General features: G+C 68.0%; 11 protein-coding genes and 1 riboswitch. Of the genes, 4 read left to right on the plus strand and 7 right to left on the minus strand.

From position 1 onward, the window contains the following. Window positions 1-45: 45 nt before the first annotated feature. Window positions 46-141: riboswitch (TPP riboswitch) on the minus strand. 40 nt (window positions 142-181) lie between these two features. Further along, entirely contained in the window at window positions 182-1,312 is a 1,131-nt protein-coding gene (locus ACREPD_RS08335; protein ID WP_431598877.1) for a phosphotransferase enzyme family protein, read from the minus strand. Beyond that, window positions 1,309-1,947 carry a response regulator gene (locus ACREPD_RS08340; protein ID WP_431598878.1) on the minus strand — a complete coding sequence of 213 codons (639 nt, stop codon included), beginning with the start codon at window positions 1,945-1,947 and terminating at the stop codon, window positions 1,309-1,311. Before ACREPD_RS08340 ends, ACREPD_RS08335 begins: the two co-directional genes overlap by 4 nt. 78 nt (window positions 1,948-2,025) lie before the next feature. Here ACREPD_RS08340 and ACREPD_RS08345 point away from each other — a divergent pair, with 78 nt between their 5' ends. Then, window positions 2,026-5,613, plus strand: a complete 3,588-nt coding sequence (locus ACREPD_RS08345; protein WP_431598879.1) for an ATP-binding protein — start codon at window positions 2,026-2,028, stop codon at window positions 5,611-5,613. On the opposite strand, the gene ACREPD_RS08350 is transcribed toward ACREPD_RS08345, so the two are convergent. The 3 genes from ACREPD_RS08350 to ACREPD_RS08360 all read right to left on the minus strand — a co-directional run bounded on the left by ACREPD_RS08350 (window position 5,589) and on the right by ACREPD_RS08360 (window position 8,599). Further along, on the minus strand, window positions 5,589-5,975 hold the full coding sequence (locus ACREPD_RS08350) for a c-type cytochrome (protein ID WP_431598880.1): 387 nt from the start codon (window positions 5,973-5,975) through the stop codon (window positions 5,589-5,591). The two genes, ACREPD_RS08345 and ACREPD_RS08350, sit on opposite strands and share 25 nt — an antisense overlap. A 116-nt stretch (window positions 5,976-6,091) precedes the next feature. Next, the gene (locus tag ACREPD_RS08355; protein WP_431598881.1) at window positions 6,092-7,768 is read right to left on the minus strand and encodes an electron transfer flavoprotein-ubiquinone oxidoreductase; all 1,677 of its coding nucleotides are present in this window, start codon (window positions 7,766-7,768) and stop codon (window positions 6,092-6,094) included. A 330-nt stretch (window positions 7,769-8,098) separates the two neighbouring features. After that, window positions 8,099-8,599, minus strand: a complete 501-nt coding sequence (locus ACREPD_RS08360; RefSeq protein WP_431598882.1) for a GNAT family N-acetyltransferase — start codon at window positions 8,597-8,599, stop codon at window positions 8,099-8,101. A gap of 120 nt (window positions 8,600-8,719) precedes the next feature. Between ACREPD_RS08360 and ACREPD_RS08365 the strand changes: the two genes are divergently transcribed. Next, complete coding sequence (locus ACREPD_RS08365) at window positions 8,720-9,883, plus strand: acyl-CoA dehydrogenase family protein (RefSeq protein ID WP_431598883.1); 1,164 nt, start codon at window positions 8,720-8,722, stop codon at window positions 9,881-9,883. 44 nt (window positions 9,884-9,927) lie between these two features. Here ACREPD_RS08365 and trmL read toward each other — a convergent pair whose 3' ends face one another. Both trmL and ACREPD_RS08375 read right to left on the minus strand, forming a co-directional pair. Further along, the gene (gene trmL, locus ACREPD_RS08370) at window positions 9,928-10,407 is read right to left on the minus strand and encodes a tRNA (uridine(34)/cytosine(34)/5-carboxymethylaminomethyluridine(34)-2'-O)-methyltransferase TrmL (RefSeq protein WP_095362500.1); all 480 of its coding nucleotides are present in this window, start codon (window positions 10,405-10,407) and stop codon (window positions 9,928-9,930) included. 80 nt (window positions 10,408-10,487) lie between these two features. Beyond that, complete coding sequence (locus tag ACREPD_RS08375; protein ID WP_431598884.1) at window positions 10,488-10,958, minus strand: hypothetical protein; 471 nt, start codon at window positions 10,956-10,958, stop codon at window positions 10,488-10,490. A 406-nt stretch (window positions 10,959-11,364) separates the two neighbouring features. Here ACREPD_RS08375 and ACREPD_RS08380 point away from each other — a divergent pair, with 406 nt between their 5' ends. Continuing rightward, window positions 11,365-14,208, plus strand: a complete 2,844-nt coding sequence (locus tag ACREPD_RS08380) for a M16 family metallopeptidase (protein ID WP_431598885.1) — start codon at window positions 11,365-11,367, stop codon at window positions 14,206-14,208. A 184-nt stretch (window positions 14,209-14,392) separates the two neighbouring features. Continuing rightward, complete coding sequence (locus tag ACREPD_RS08385; protein ID WP_431598886.1) at window positions 14,393-14,710, plus strand: DUF4156 domain-containing protein; 318 nt, start codon at window positions 14,393-14,395, stop codon at window positions 14,708-14,710. The last annotated feature ends 78 nt before the right edge of the window (window positions 14,711-14,788 follow it).

Consider the following 14,788-nt stretch of genomic DNA (forward strand, 5'->3'; position numbering starts at 1 on the left):
AGACGAAGCGAAGGCGCACGCGCGCACCAGGCCGGAAGGGCGGTGCGCTCGCTGCTCAAAGCTCCCTACGCCGGTGCAAACCGGATCAGGTTCCAAGGGACTCTCTCAGCCTGGCAACGCCAGGCACCCCCGCTTCAGCGGTCATTTTCCCACCAAACGGCGGCCGTGGCGAGCCTGGATGTCAGGCGGCGGCGTGCAGGCCGTCCAGCAGGGCCCGGCCGCGCGGGCCGGCAAACCAGTCCGCATGGCCCAGCAGGAAGGTGTGGTAAGCCACGTCGGCATTGCCGCTCGAGCCGGTAACCCCCTGGAAATACTCCACTTCGGAGAGCGCGAAATCCAGGTGGACCACCGGCAGCAGGTCCGCCAGCAGGTGCACCTGGGCTGCCGACAACGCCCGTTCCTGGCGGTAGCCGGTGAGCAGGGCCAGGGCGATGTCCGGGTGGGCGACCGGGCCGTCCGCGTCATCCGCCAGCCAGGCGATGGCGTTGCGCTCGATGGCCGTGGCCAGATCGAACAGCGCGCTGGCCGGCGAGGCCAGGCCGAAGTCGAAGATCGTCGCGATGCTGGCGTCCGGGCCGCGGCCGTTCCACAGCAGGTTGGACGCATGCCAGTCGTTGTGGCCCCACAGCACCGGCTCGGCCTGCAGGCGCCCAGCCAGCGCGCGGTGCCACGGCAGTACCGCGCGCTGCAGGTCCTGTTCCCACGGCTGGTGCAACAGGTAAGCGGCCAGGCCGGGGCGTTCGGGCAGCTGCTGGCGCAGCGCCGCCACCGGGTCGGCCGCGCGGATCAGCTCGTCGCGCGCCACCAGCAGGTGGGTGCCGCGCTGCGGCGCGTGATAGTCGGCCGCGGCACGGTGCAGGCGGGCCAGCATCGCGCCGGCCGTGCGTGCCTGCGCGGTGTCGGCAAGCGGCGTCCACGACGGGGAATCGCGGTACAGATCCGCGCCCGCGCCTTCGGCATGGACCTCGTAGGTCCAGCCGTCGTGTTCGAGCGCGGTCGCACCCGAGCGGGCAGGCAATACCTGCACCACCGGCAGGCCGGCGCCGGCCAGGTGGGCGATGAAACGATGCTCCTCTTCCAGCACGCGCGCCGAGCGCACCTGCATGGCGTGCCGTTTGACGAAGCAGCGCCGCGGCCCGCAGGCGACCAGCGCCGCCGCCGAGAACGGCCGCGGGCTGTGCCACAGCACCCGGCAGTCGCCGTCCAGCGCTACATGGTGTTCGCGCAGCCAGGCCAGCTCACCGTCATCGATGGCCGGCCAGTCTGCGGCAACCTCATCGTTGTCGAGGCCTTGTACGCGGTGGTCGTTCAAAGATGGCCGTCACGCAGGTAGTCGAACAGTTCGGCGTCGCCCTTGAGGCCCAGCTTGAGCATTGCATCGCCCTTCTGCCGGCTGATGGTGCTGACGCTCTTGTGCAGATACCGGGCGATCTCTTTCACCTGCATGCCGCCGCCGAGCAGGCGCAGCACCTCTACTTCCTTGGGTGACAGCTGCCGGGCACGATCTTCGTCCACCCCTTGCGTGCCGATCGCGTCAATGCGGTCCTTCAATGTGCGGCTGATGTACGGTTGCCCGCGATACACGGTATGGATCGCCAGCGGCAACTCGTCCATCGACGATGCCTTGTCGACCAGCCCCAGCACGCCGGTGGAGACCACCATGCGCAGGATGGCCAGGTTGTTGGAGACGCTGAGCATCAGCACGGGAAGGTCGGGAAAACGTCGCCGGATCATGCCAACCATGGCGAAACCGTCAGCCTGTTGGCTGCCCGGCATCGAGTAGTCCGTCACCAGCACATCACACGGATTCTCGGCCAATGCCTTCAGAAGCTCGTCGGCGCTGCTTGCCTGGGCCACCACCTGGCCCACGCCGCTGGTTTCGATCACGGCTTTGGTGCCGATGAGGACCACCGGATGGTCGTCGGCGATGATTATGCGCAGGGTCATGGACTAGTATTGCCTGTGAGGCAGCGGCCCTTGCGGGCACGCTGCGGTGGGCGGTTCATTCCAGGGAGATCAGACAGCATGCGTACCTCCGTTGTCCGCTGGCTGGTCGCATTGGGGCTGGTGATCACGCTGGTCACCTCGGCCATCGCGTCGCCTGCACCTGCGCCCTCGTTGTCGCCGCGCCAAACCGAGTGGATCGAGCGGAACCCTACCATCTTACTGGGCCTGTACGACAGCGGCTGGCCACCCTTCGAATTCATGCACAACGGTCGACCGGATGGGCTCGGTTACGACTATTTGATGCTGCTTACGCGCCAACTTGGCGTGCAGGTCAAGGTTCGCATGTATCGCGATTGGGCCGATGTGCTCGATGCGGCCTGCCGGGGCGAGGTCGATGTAGTGATGAACATCACGCTCACCCCCGACCGCACGCGCTGCATGGTGTACACCGGCGCCTATGCCGATGCGCCGCTGGCCCTGGTCGGGCGGGTGGGCGACAACCGCCCCTCGGCCGACCCCGATCTGGTCGGGCTGCGCGTGGTCACCGAGCAGGAGTTTCTGACCAGCGGCCAGGTGCGCGCGCGGTTCCCCGCCGCCCGCCAGGTCATGGCGGCCAATACCCGTGCGGCGCTGGCGATGGTGGCCGAGGACAAAGCCGACATCTACATCGGCAACGCGCATGTCGCCAGTACCCTCATCCGCCAGGAGCGCATGAACGGCATCGCCCTGCTGCGACCCAGCGACCTGCCGCCCGAACGGCTGCACTTTGGCGTGCCCAACGCGCGCCAGCCGCTGGCCGAAGCGCTGGACAGCGCGCTGGCCACGCTGACCACCGCGCAGCGCGAAGCCGTGAACAAGCGCTGGCTGCCGCCGCTGCAGTGGTCGGCGCAGTCGCGCCTGATCCTGAGCGAGGCCGAACGCCGCGTCCTGGCCACGCCGCTGCGCATGGGGTACGCGCCCCATGGTGCGCCGCTGTCGTTCATCGATGCGTCCGGCGAACCCAGCGGCGTGGCCGGGGACTATCTTCGCCAACTGCGCATGGTGGGCGCGCAGCTGAACCGCGTGCCCGCACATGACTGGTTCGAGGTGCGCGAGCAGATGCGCCGCGGTGATGTCGACGTGGTGATGGGCATGCCCAACGATGCCCACTACCTGGGCGATGACTGGGTTTTCAGCCAGCCATTCATCAGCGTGCCCAACGTCATCGTCACCCCCAGCAACAGCCGTTCGGTGCTGGGCCTGGGCGATCTGGACGGGCGCAGCATCCTGCTTTCCGATCCCGAGCGCCTGCGGGGCTACGTGCTGCAGTACGCGCCGCGGGCGCGCATCGTGCCCGCGCGTGGGGTGGAGCAGGCCCTGGCGCGGCCGGCCAATGGCGATGCCGACGCGTATGTCGGCAACCTGGCGATGGTCGACCGGGTCGTGCGCGAGCTGTACCCGGCCAAGCTGCATGTCGCCGCGCCGGCCGGTTTCAGCGACCAGTTGTCGCTGGCCGTGAAGCGTCAATACGCACCGTTGGCGACCACGTTCGACCGCGTGCTGGCCAATCTCAGCCAGCGCGAGCACACGGCGATCCGCGGTGACTGGCTGCTGGCCGAGTACCGCAGCGGGCTGGACTGGCGCTCGGTCGCGCGCTGGGCGGTGCCGCTGTCGCTGGTGCTGCTCACCGGCATCGTGGTGCATGGCTGGGGCTATTGGCGGCTGCGCCGCGAGGTCGGCATGCGACGACGGCTGGAGCAGCGTCTGGTGGAAGTCACCGACAACCTGCCGGCGATTGTCTACCAGGCCAGACGCGACAGTGATGGCCGCATCACCTTCCCGTACATCACCGGCGACCTGCAGACCATGTTCGGGGTCAGCGCGTCGGAGGTGATGGCCGACCAGACCCGGCTGGCCGAGCAGATCGATCCCCGCGACCGTGACACCGTGAGCCGCGCGATGGCAACGGCGGCCCGCGACTTTTCGGCGCTGGACATGGAATTCCGCACCAGCCCGCACGGCGTGGTGCGCTGGGTGCGTTCGCGCGCGCTGCCGTATGCCGCCGCCGACGGTGCGGTGATGTGGAGCGGCTACTGGGTGGATGTGACCGAGGCGCGCGCGCAGGCCGATGCGCTGGATGCCGCCAAATCCGATGCCGAGCGCGCCACCGCCGCGAAGTCGAATTTCCTGGCCACCATGAGTCATGAGATACGCACCCCGATGAGCGGTGTGCTGGGCATGGTCGAGGCGTTGTCGCACACCGGCCTCGACGGCGAGCAGCGGCGCATCATCGGCGTCATCGAGGACTCGGCGCAGATGCTGCGGCAGATCCTGGATGACATCCTGGACTACTCGCGCATCGAAGCCGGCGCCCTGCCGCTGGAGCCACAGCCGGTGGCGCTGCGCAGCCTGCTCGACAACGTGCAGCAGCTGCTCTCGCCGCAGGCGTCGAGCAAGGGCCTGGCGCTCAGCCTGGATGTCGAACCGGCCGTGGCTCCGCAGCATCTGGTCGACGGCATGCGCCTGCGCCAGATCGTGTTCAACCTGCTCAGCAACGCCATCAAGTTCACCAACAGCGGCGCGGTCGGCATCACGCTGGGCGTGGACCGCGACGACGAGGTGGCGCAAACCCTGCGCCTGACCGTCACCGATACCGGCATCGGTATTTCGCCCGAGCAGCGCGAGCGCCTGTTCAAGCCGTTCGCGCAGGCCGATGTGGCGATCACCCGCCACTACGGCGGCACCGGGCTCGGCCTGAGCATCTGCCAGCGGCTGGTCGGGCTGATGCGGGGCCGGCTGGACATGCACAGCGTGCCGGGCGAAGGCACGCGGGTGTCGGTGCTGCTGACCCTGCCGCGGGTGCCGGGCGAAGAGGCCGAACAGGATGAGCAGCGGCCCGGTACCGAGGTGGCACCGCTGCCCCCCGGACAGGCGCGCCGCCGCGTGCTGGTGGTGGAAGACCATCCCACCAACCAGGCGCTGATGCGCTGGCGGCTGCAGCAGCTGGGGCTGCAGCATGAGCTTGCGGTGGATGGCGAGGCCGCGTTGGCGCTGCTGCAGGCATCGACGTTCGACCTGGTCATCACCGATTGCCGCATGCCGGTGATGGATGGCTACACGTTGACGCGCCGCATCCGGGAGAGCGAACGCGGTAGCGGGAAACGGCTGCCGGTGCTGGCCCTCACGGCCAGCGCCCTGGCCGAAGACCGGCAGCGCTGCCGCGAGGCCGGCATGGATGATCTGCTGGCCAAACCGGTGGCCCTGGCGACGTTGCGCCAGGCACTGCGCCGCTGGTTGCCGTCGGACGATGCGGACGATGATCCGTTCGTCGCCAGCGCCCCCAGCGTGGATGCCAATGTGCCGGCAGCGGCGCCGACACGCGCGGCGATCGTGCGCCGGTTCGGTTCCGAGCACGTGGCCGGGGTACTCATCGACAGCATGCGCCAGGCCACCACGGAGGACCTGCGTCGTGGGCTGGAGGCGCGCGAGCAGGGCGACAGCAATACGGCCGTGGAGGTCCTGCATCGCATCGTCGGCGGCCTGGGCACACTGGGCGCGGAAACGCTGGCCGCGCAGGCGCGCGCGCTGATGCAGCAGATCCAGGCGCAGGGCACCGCGGCGAGCGCGGCCGACATCACCGCGTTCGAACACGCGTTGCAGGGTTACCTGGATTCGCTGGATGCGTAACCGTGTTCGCGCAGGTACGCGATGACGTTGCGCCGGCGTTCCGGGTCCGCCGTGGCGTTGACCATGCGTGAGCCGGGCACCACCGCCGAGGGTGAGCGCAGGAACGCATCCAGGGTCTGCTCGGTCCAGACCAGGTCAGCGCGCTGCATCGCCGGCGAGTAGGGGTAGCCGCGCACGCTGCCGGCACGCCGGCCGAACACGCCGTGCAGATTCGGGCCGAAGCGGTGCACGCCACCGGCATTGACCGTGTGGCAGCCGGCGCAGATCGCAAAGGCGCGCTGCTGTTCCTGCTGCCGCTGCTGCTCCGGCGTCTGCGGCGCACGCGCGCATGCGATCAGCAGCAGGCAGCAAAACAGGGGCATGCAACGGCGCGGCAGGGGCATCACGACAGTCTCGGCAGGCGGCCCGCGATGATAGCCACCACCACGTGTGCCGATGCCGCGCTGCGCCTGCGACCGGACGCCGCAGGCGCCACGCATTACATCGCCGGATAGTTCGGGCCGCCGCCGCCCTGCGGGGTCACCCACACGATGTTCTGGGTGGGGTCCTTGATATCGCAGGTCTTGCAGTGCACACAGTTCTGCGCATTGATCTGCAGCTGTTCGTGGCCTTCGGTGCCCACGAATTCGTACACGCCGGCCGGGCAGTAGCGCGCTTCCGGACCCGCGTATTCGGCCAGATTGATCCGCACCGGCACGCTGGCATCCTTCAGCGTCAGGTGGCTGGGCTGGTCTTCTTCGTGGTTGGTGCTGCTCAGGAATACCGAACTGAGGCGGTCGAAGGTGAGCACGTTGTCCGGCTTGGGGTACACGATCTTCGTGTGCTGCGCGGCCGGTTCCAGGCACTCGTGGTCGGCCTTGCTGTGGCGCAGCGTCCACGGCGGGTTGCGGATGCCCAGCTTGGGCAGCAGCCACTGTTCGATGCCGGTCATCAGCGTGGCGACGGTGCGGCCCTTCTTGAACCACTGCTTGAAGTTCTTGGACTGCTTCAGCTCGTCGTGCAGCCAGCTGCTGTCGAACGCGGCGGGGTAGGCGCTGAGTTCGTCACGCTGGCGGCCTGCGGCGAGTGCATCGAAGGCGGCGTCGGCGGCCAGCATGCCGGTCTTGATCGCGGCGTGGCTGCCCTTGATGCGGCTCGCGTTGAGGTAGCCGGCCTCGCAACCGACCAGCGCACCGCCGGGGAACACGGTCTTGGGCAGCGACAGCAGGCCACCGGCGGTGATCGCACGGGCGCCGTACGCGATGCGCTTGCCACCTTCCAGGTGCTTGCGGATCGACGGGTGGGTCTTGAAGCGCTGGAACTCCTCGAACGGGCTCATCCACGGGTTGCGGTAATCCAGCCCGACCACGAAGCCCACCGCGATCTTGCCGCCGTCGGCGTGGTACAGGAACGAACCGCCGTAGGTGTCGCTGTCCAGCGGCCAGCCGGCGGTATGCACCACCAGGCCCGGCTCATGTTTGGCCGGGTCGATCTGCCACAGTTCCTTGATGCCGATCCCGTAGGCCTGCGGGTCCTTGCCCGCATCCAGCTGGTAACGCGCGATCAGCTGGCGGCCGAGATGGCCCCGCGAGCCTTCGGCGAAGATCGTGTACTTGGCATGCAGCTCCATGCCGCGCTCGAAGTTCGGCCCGTGCGCGCCGTCCTTGCGGATGCCCATGTCGCCGGTGGCCACGCCCATCACCGCGCCGGCGTCGTCATACAGCACTTCGGCGGCGGCAAAGCCCGGGAAGATGGACACTTCCAGCGCCTCGGCCTGCTGCGCCAGCCAGCGGGTGACCTCGCCCAGGCTGATGATGTAGTTGCCTTCGTTGTGGAAGCACTCCGGCAGCAGCGCATGCGGCGTGCTGCGCGCGCCCTCGGGGCTGAGGAACAGGAACTCGTCGCGGGTGACCTTCTGCTTCAGCGGCGCGCCGCGCTCGGCCCAGTCCGGGAAGAGTTCGGTCAGCGCGCGGGTGTCCATGATCGCGCCGGACAGGATGTGGGCGCCGGGTTCGGAGCCCTTCTCCAGCACGCATACCGACAGCTCCTGGCCGGCCTCGATGGCGCGCTGGCGCAGGCGGATCGCGGTGGCAAGGCCTGCGGGGCCGGCGCCGACGATGACCACGTCGAATTCCATGGCTTCACGCGGGGGCAGGGCAGTGGTCTCTTCGCTCATGGTGATGCGTAACTCGTGGGTAGTGCCAACCCGGCCGAAGCGGGCGGCGGTTGCCTGGGAATCGCGCGCGACAGAGCACTGCGCAACTGCTGGATCAAGCCATCAGGGTACCGGCACGCGCCGTTTCCGCCTAGTTCGCCGACGTTTGGCAACGCATGGTGCATTGCATCAATCCAGCGCGGGCGTCCATCGTACGGGTGTCGCCGACACCACGTGGGCCGGTCAACGGCCGGCGCTACCGTTCCTGGATCCGGCGCGAACCCGACCCTCCCATGGATCTGGCCGGCAACCGGCAGCGCCGGCCGTTGGTCGGCCCGCGCGATGCCTCCGTCAACCCGTAGCCTCAAACGCCGCGTGGTACTCCACCTCCGCATCCGGCCACGCGCCCTGCAGCAGCAGCGCCTGGAAATACTCCGCCGGCACCCCGGCCAGCCGCAGCCTCGAATCGGCCTGAAACCCAAACCGCCCGTAATACCCCGGATCCCCCAACACCACACAACCAGCGGCCCCACGCGCCTGCAGCGCCTCGATCGCAGCCCGCATCAGCGCACTGCCCACCCCCTGCCCCTGCTGCCCCGGCGCCACCGAAATCGGCCCCAGCCCATACCAGCCCAGGCTGCCATCGCTGAGCCGCACGGGCGACAACGCCACATGCCCCACGATGCCATCGCCGTCTTCGGCCACCAGCGACACCGTCAACGCACCGGCCGCGCGCAGCGCATCCACGATGTACTGCTCGGTGTGGCTGCTGTGCGGCGCGTCTTCAAACGCCGCACGGGTGAGCGCATGGATGGCGTCGGCGTCACCGGGACGCTCGCTGCGGATCTGCATGATCGAAGACCTGTGCGACGAAAGGTCGCCATTGTACCGGCGTGCTGCGGCGTGCCTTGGCCGGCCCGGGGGCAGGCATCACAATGGGGGCCCTGCTGCCGCCCCGCGATGTTCCTGCCCATGGCCCTCAATCCGTACGATCTGTTCGATGTCCGCTCGCTGCTCACCGAAGAGGAGCGCGCAGTGCAGGCCACGGTGGCGCGCTTCACCGACGAACGCGTGCTGCCGATCATCGGCGATGCCTTCGACCAGGGCCGGTTCCCGGACGAGCTGATTCCCGAAATCGCCGAACTGGGCCTGCTCGGCTCCAGCCTGCCCGAGCAGTACGGCGGCGGTGGGCTCAACGCGGTCAGTTACGGGTTGATCTGCCAGGAGCTGGAGCGTGGCGATTCCGGTCTGCGCAGCTTCGTGTCGGTGCAGAGCTCGCTGTGCATGTACCCCATCTTCGCCTACGGCAGCGAGGAGCAGCGCCAGCGCTGGCTGCCCGACATGGCGGCCGGCCGGGTGATCGGCTGCTTCGGCCTGACCGAAGCACACGGCGGTTCGGACCCGGCGGCAATGAAGACGCGCGCGGTCCGCGACGGCGGCGATTGGGTGGTCAACGGCAGCAAGATGTGGATCACCAGCGGGCCGGTGGCCGACATCGCCATCGTCTGGGCGCACACCGAAGACGGCATCCAGGGCTTCGTGCTGGAGAAGGGCATGGCGGGGTTCACCACGCAGGAAATCAAGCACAAGATGAGCCTGCGCGCTTCGCTGACCGGCGCGCTGTTCTTCGACAACGTGCGCGTGCCCGAGCGCAACCGCCTGCCCAACGTGCAGGGCCTTAAGGGTCCGCTGGGCTGCCTCAACCAGGCCCGCTACGGGATCAGCTGGGGTCCGATCGGCGCGGCCGTGGCCTGCCTGGACGAGGCGTTGAACTACACCAAGGAACGCGTGCTGTTCGGGCGCCCGGTCGCCGCCACGCAGAGTGCGCAGATCAAGCTCGCCGACATGGCCCGGCGCATCACCACCGCGCAGCTGCTGTCATTGCAGTTGGGGCGGCTGAAGGATGCCGGCCAGCTGCAGCCGCAGCAGGTCAGCCTTGCCAAGTGGAACAACTGCCGCATGGCGATCGATATCGCGCGCGAATGCCGCGACCTGCTCGGCGGCGCCGGCATCACCACCGAACACGTGGCGATCCGGCATGCGCTGAACCTGGAATCGGTGATCACCTACGAGGGCACGGAGACCGTGCACCAGTTGGTGATCGGGCGCGAGCTGACGGGCATCAACGCGTTCTGACGGGACGCACGACCAACGGTCGTGCGCTACCGGCAGGGGTGGCATTACGCGCCGCCGGCAAAACCCGATTGGCGCCAGGCCTCGTACATCACCACGGCGACGGTATTGGACAGGTTGAGGCTGCGGTTGTCCGGCTGCATCGGCAGGCGCAGGCGGCGGCCGTGCGGCAGCGCGTCGAGCACGTCCTGGGGCAGGCCGCGGGTTTCCGGGCCGAAGAGGAATGCATCGCCGTCTTCGAACTGCTGGGTGTCATAGCGCACGCTGCCGCGGGTACTCAGGGCGAACAGGCGCTTGGGAGCAATCACCTGCAGGGCGGTGTCCAGGTCTGGATGCACCTGCAGCCGTGCGTATTCGTGGTAATCCAGGCCGGCGCGCTTGAGCTGCTTGTCGCTCAGGTCAAAACCGAGCGGCTCGATCAGGTGCAGTCGCGCGCCGGTATTGGCGCAGAGGCGGATCACATTGCCGGTATTCGGAGGAATCTCCGGCTGGAACAACACAACATGGAACGTGGGGTTTGCAGTCATCGGCAAAGTGTACGCCGACGCGAAACGTGGCAGGAACCGGCGGTAGATACCGACTGTTAGTCGGTATTCCTCAGCCGCTCTTACGGACGCACCAACACCGACGCGGTTTCCAGTGCCAGCGCCTGCAGGTCGTTCGGCGACGGGCGCACCTGCAGGGTCGGCAGGTTGATGATCACGTCGCGGGCCAGCGTGCCGGCGGCCGAGGCCAGGGCACCCATGTAGTCCGTGCGACGGTCGTTCTGCTCGGCAGCCAGGGCGTCGCGCTGTTCGGCGGTCGGGCGGACTTCGACGGCGGCCAGGGTGGTCACGCGGCGGCTGTCAGCCAGTTCGTTGCGGTATTCGGCGATCTGGCCGGCGGTCGGGCGGACTTCCACCAGGGCCAGGGTCGGGATGCTGCTGGTGCGTTCGACGTTGGCCTGGGCGATCTGGTCGGCCGACGGGCGGACCTGCACGGTGTCCAGGGTGGTAATGGTGGAAGCGGCATGCACGTTCGAAACAAACGCGGTGCCGGCGGCGAGGGCGATGGCGATTGCGATGGTCTTGGTGTTCATGACGGGGCCTGTTTAGTGTTGGTGAGCGGTGGTGTGGTAGTAAGGTAGTACACCGAATCTGGGGATGCAAGCGGAATCTGCAGATTTCGGTTGTTGTTCAGCGATCAGTCATGATGCGTTTGATCGTCTTTCTTTCACACCCAGTACCAAGCACGTCGCGTGCCAACTTTTTCCCGTTGATTTACAAGGGTTTTTCAGGGTTTTCGGAGTGTCCGCTGTCCGGACACCTGTCCGATCCGGCGGCGGGCAGCCGTCCGCATGGCGATTCAGCCGGCGGCCATGACGCCGCCGACGGGTTGCGAACGGCCCGGAAAGTTCCCCTACACCAGCAATGACTGTTGGCGGATGCCATTCCCCGGGGTCACGGGCTAGCATCTGCCTTCACTTTCATGACCAAGGAACCGGAATGACCGTCCAACTTCGACCGCGTGCCGCGCTGCTGGCTGTAGCGCTCTCCGCCGCGCTGGGCACCCTTGCCCCGGCACCGGTCATGGCCAAGCCGGCCCAGGTGGCCAAGGTCGACATTCCCTTCGAGGAGTTCACTCTCCCCAACGGCCTGCGCGTGGTGGTGCACACCGACCGCAAGGCGCCGATCGTGGCGGTGAACATCTGGTACCACGTGGGCAGCAAGGACGAACCGGCCGGCCGCACCGGCTTCGCGCACCTGTTCGAACACCTCATGTTCCAGGGCAGCGAGAACCACGCCGGTGAGTATTTCGAACCCTTCAAGCAGGTGGGCGTGACCGGCCAGAACGGCACCACCAACACCGACCGCACCAACTACTTCGAAAACGTGCCCACCACCGCGCTCGACATGGCGCTGTGGATGGAGTCCGACCGCATGGGCCACCTGCTCGGCGCGATCGACCAGGCCGCGCTCGACGAACAGCGCGGCGTGGTGCAGAACGAAAAGCGCCAGGGCGAGAACCAGCCCTATGGCCAGGTGTGGGACAAGCTCACCCGCTCCATGTACCCGGAAGGCCACCCGTATCACCACAGTGTGATCGGCTCGATGAACGACCTCAACGCGGCCTCGCTGGAGGACGTCAAGAACTGGTTCCGCACCTGGTACGGCCCGAACAATGCGGTGCTGGTGCTGGCCGGCGACATCGACGTGGCCACCGCCAAGGAAAAGGTCGCCCGCTACTTCGGCGACATCCCGGCCGGCCCGAGCATGGCCCAGCCCAAGGTCGACGTGGCCAAGCGGGAGAAGTCCACGCGCGAAACCATGACCGACAAGGTGCCGCAGGCACGCATCTACCGCGCCTGGAACGTCGCCCAGACCGGCACCACCGACCTCGACCAGCTGCAGCTGTTCGCGCAGGTGCTGGGTGGGGCCAAGTCCTCGCGCCTGGACCAGCGCCTGCTGCACCAGGACAAGCTGGTGGACAACATCAGTGCCGGTGCCTACAGCTCGCAGCTGGGCTCCAACTTCGTGATCATGGCCACCGTCAAGCAGGGTGTGGACCCGGCCAAGGTCGAGGCGATCATCGACGAGGAAGTGCGCCGCCTGGTCAAGGACGGCCCCACCGCCGACGAGCTGAGCCGCGGCAAGACCGCGTTCCGTGCCGGCTTCATCCGTGGCATCGAGCGCATCGGCGGCTTCGGCGGCAAGGCCGATGCGCTGGCCGAATGCGCCGTGTTCGAAGGTGACCCCGGCTGCTTCCGCCGCTCGCTGGCCACCATCGATGCATCCACCGCCGCCGACGTGCGCGCCGTGGGCGCCAAGTGGCTGGGCGTGGGCGACCACACCCTGGTGGTGGAGCCGGGCGCCCGCGTGGCGCTGCCGGAACTGCCGTCGGCCACCCCCAAGCCGTTCACCGTGCCGGCCGTGGACCCGAAGTTCAGCACCGGCCCGACCGTGGTCGACCGCAGTGCCGGCGTGCCGCAGACCAAGACCTTCCCGGACCTGAAGTTCCCGCAGCTGCACCGCGCCACGCTGAAGAACGGCACCCAGGTCATCCTGGCCGAACGCCACGACATTCCCGTGGTGCAGTTCAGCTATGAATTCCCGGGGGGCTTCACCGCCGACCAGGGCCGCAAGTCCGGCACCGCCAACTTCACCATGGACCTGATGGGCGAAGGCGCCGGCAAGCTGGGCGCGCTGCCGTTCGCCGATGCCGCCGACGCGCTGGGCGCCACCATGGGCGCCTCGGCCACGCTGGACAGCACCAGCGTGTATCTGTCCGCGCTGAAGGAAAACCTGGCGCCGTCGCTGGCGTTGTATGCCGACATGCTGCGCCAGCCGCGCTTCGACCAGGCCGAGATCGACCGGGTCAAGGCGACCTGGATCGCGGGCATCCAGCAGGAGAAGGTCAACCCCAACGCCGCGGCAATGCGCGTTCTGCCCACCCTGCTGTACGGCGCGGGCCATCCCTATGCCATTCCGTTCACCGGCAGCGGCAAGGAAGCCGACATCGAGTCGCTCACCCGTGCGGACCTGGTCGACTTCCACCGCGACTGGCTGCGTCCGGAGCAGGGCACCCTGATCGTGGTGGGCGACACCACCCTGAAGGAAATCGTGCCGCTGCTGGAGCGCCAGTTCGGCGACTGGAAGAGCACCACCGCCGCGCCGCAGGTCAAGGCACCGGTCGACGTCGCGCGCCCGGCCAAGGCCCGCGTGTACCTGATCGACCAGCCGGGTGCGGTGCAGGCCAACCTGTTCGCGGGCCAGGTGGTGCCCTCCACCATGGATCCGGGCGCCACCCGCTTCGACATCGCCAACGGCGTGCTGGGCGGCGACTTCACCTCGCGCCTCAACATGAACCTGCGTGAGGAGAAGCACTGGTCCTACGGTGCCCGCACCATGGCCAGCAGCACCCTCGGCCAGCGCCCGTGGATGGCGGTTGCGCCGGTGCAGATCGACAAGACCGGCGAGGCGATGAAGGAGATGCAGAAGGAGATCGCCGACTTCGCCTCCGGTGCCGAAGCGGTCACCCCGGCCGAGGTCACCCGGATCCGCAACATCCAGAACCTGAGCCTGCCGGGCGCCTACGAGACCGCCAATGCCGTGCTGGGCACCATCAGCGGCATCGTGCGTTACCAGCGCCCGGACGACTACGTGTTCAAGCGCAAGGCCGAGATCGAGGCACTGACCCCGGCGCAGGTCCAGCAGGCGGCCGCCACGCTGGACCCGAAGACCCTGACCTGGGTGGTGGTGGGTGACCTCAAGCAGACCGAAGCACCGGTGCGCGCGCTGAACCTGGGCGAGGTCACCGTGATCGATGCGGATGGGAAGCCGGTCAAGTAACCGGACGCCTGACGGGCGGCTTCGGTGGGTGTAAACGTCGGTCGGAAGGTTGCGACCGGCGTTTGCATCCAAAGGCCCAACCCTCGGTAGCGCCGGCCGTTGGCCGGCCCTCGGGAACCTGTGCACCCGCGATTCAGCCCGTTCAGGCAGAATCCCCCTCATGACCTTCACGAGCATCCCCGCCATGCGCCTTCTGCTGCTTTCCGCCCTGACCCTCAGCGCCACCGCCTGCACCTGGGTGCCGATCGAACCGCAGGGCAAGGCCGTACGCGTGCTGCCGGCTGGGCCGGTCGCGTCGGGCTGCATCAACAAGGGCGAGGTGGTGGTCACCGTCAAGAGCAAGGTCGGCCTCTACAACCGCAACCCGTTGCGCGTGCAGGAAGAACTGGAGACCCTGGCCCGCAACGAGGCCCACAGCGCCAGCGCCAATGCCGTCCAGGCCGTGGGCCAGCCGGCCGAGGGCAGCCAGCGTTTCCTGGCCTTCCAGTGCCCCCCGCGCTGAACCCTTCACGGCTCCCGGCGACCATACGCCTGAAGCTGAATCCGTAAAGGTGCGGTGAATGGCCGTGGGGCTTACAAT

This window comes from Stenotrophomonas sp. (genome assembly GCF_050737075.1).
Taxonomy (GTDB): Bacteria; Pseudomonadota; Gammaproteobacteria; order Xanthomonadales; family Xanthomonadaceae; genus Stenotrophomonas.

Bases quoted from the DNA above. Each gene is read 5' to 3' on its own strand.
- ACREPD_RS08380 (WP_431598885.1), top strand. From the start codon at position 11,365: ATGACCGTCCAACTTCGACCGCGTGCCGCGCTGCTGGCTGTAGCGCTC.
- trmL (WP_095362500.1), bottom strand. From the start codon at position 10,407: ATGACTGCAAACCCCACGTTCCATGTTGTGTTGTTCCAGCCGGAGATT.
- ACREPD_RS08375 (WP_431598884.1), bottom strand. From the start codon at position 10,958: ATGAACACCAAGACCATCGCAATCGCCATCGCCCTCGCCGCCGGCACC.
- ACREPD_RS08355 (WP_431598881.1), bottom strand. From the start codon at position 7,768: ATGAGCGAAGAGACCACTGCCCTGCCCCCGCGTGAAGCCATGGAATTC.
- ACREPD_RS08345 (WP_431598879.1), top strand. From the start codon at position 2,026: ATGCGTACCTCCGTTGTCCGCTGGCTGGTCGCATTGGGGCTGGTGATC.
- ACREPD_RS08350 (WP_431598880.1), bottom strand. From the start codon at position 5,975: ATGCCCCTGTTTTGCTGCCTGCTGCTGATCGCATGCGCGCGTGCGCCG.
- ACREPD_RS08360 (WP_431598882.1), bottom strand. From the start codon at position 8,599: ATGCAGATCCGCAGCGAGCGTCCCGGTGACGCCGACGCCATCCATGCG.
- ACREPD_RS08385 (WP_431598886.1), top strand. From the start codon at position 14,393: ATGCGCCTTCTGCTGCTTTCCGCCCTGACCCTCAGCGCCACCGCCTGC.
- ACREPD_RS08365 (WP_431598883.1), top strand. From the start codon at position 8,720: ATGGCCCTCAATCCGTACGATCTGTTCGATGTCCGCTCGCTGCTCACC.
- ACREPD_RS08340 (WP_431598878.1), bottom strand. From the start codon at position 1,947: ATGACCCTGCGCATAATCATCGCCGACGACCATCCGGTGGTCCTCATC.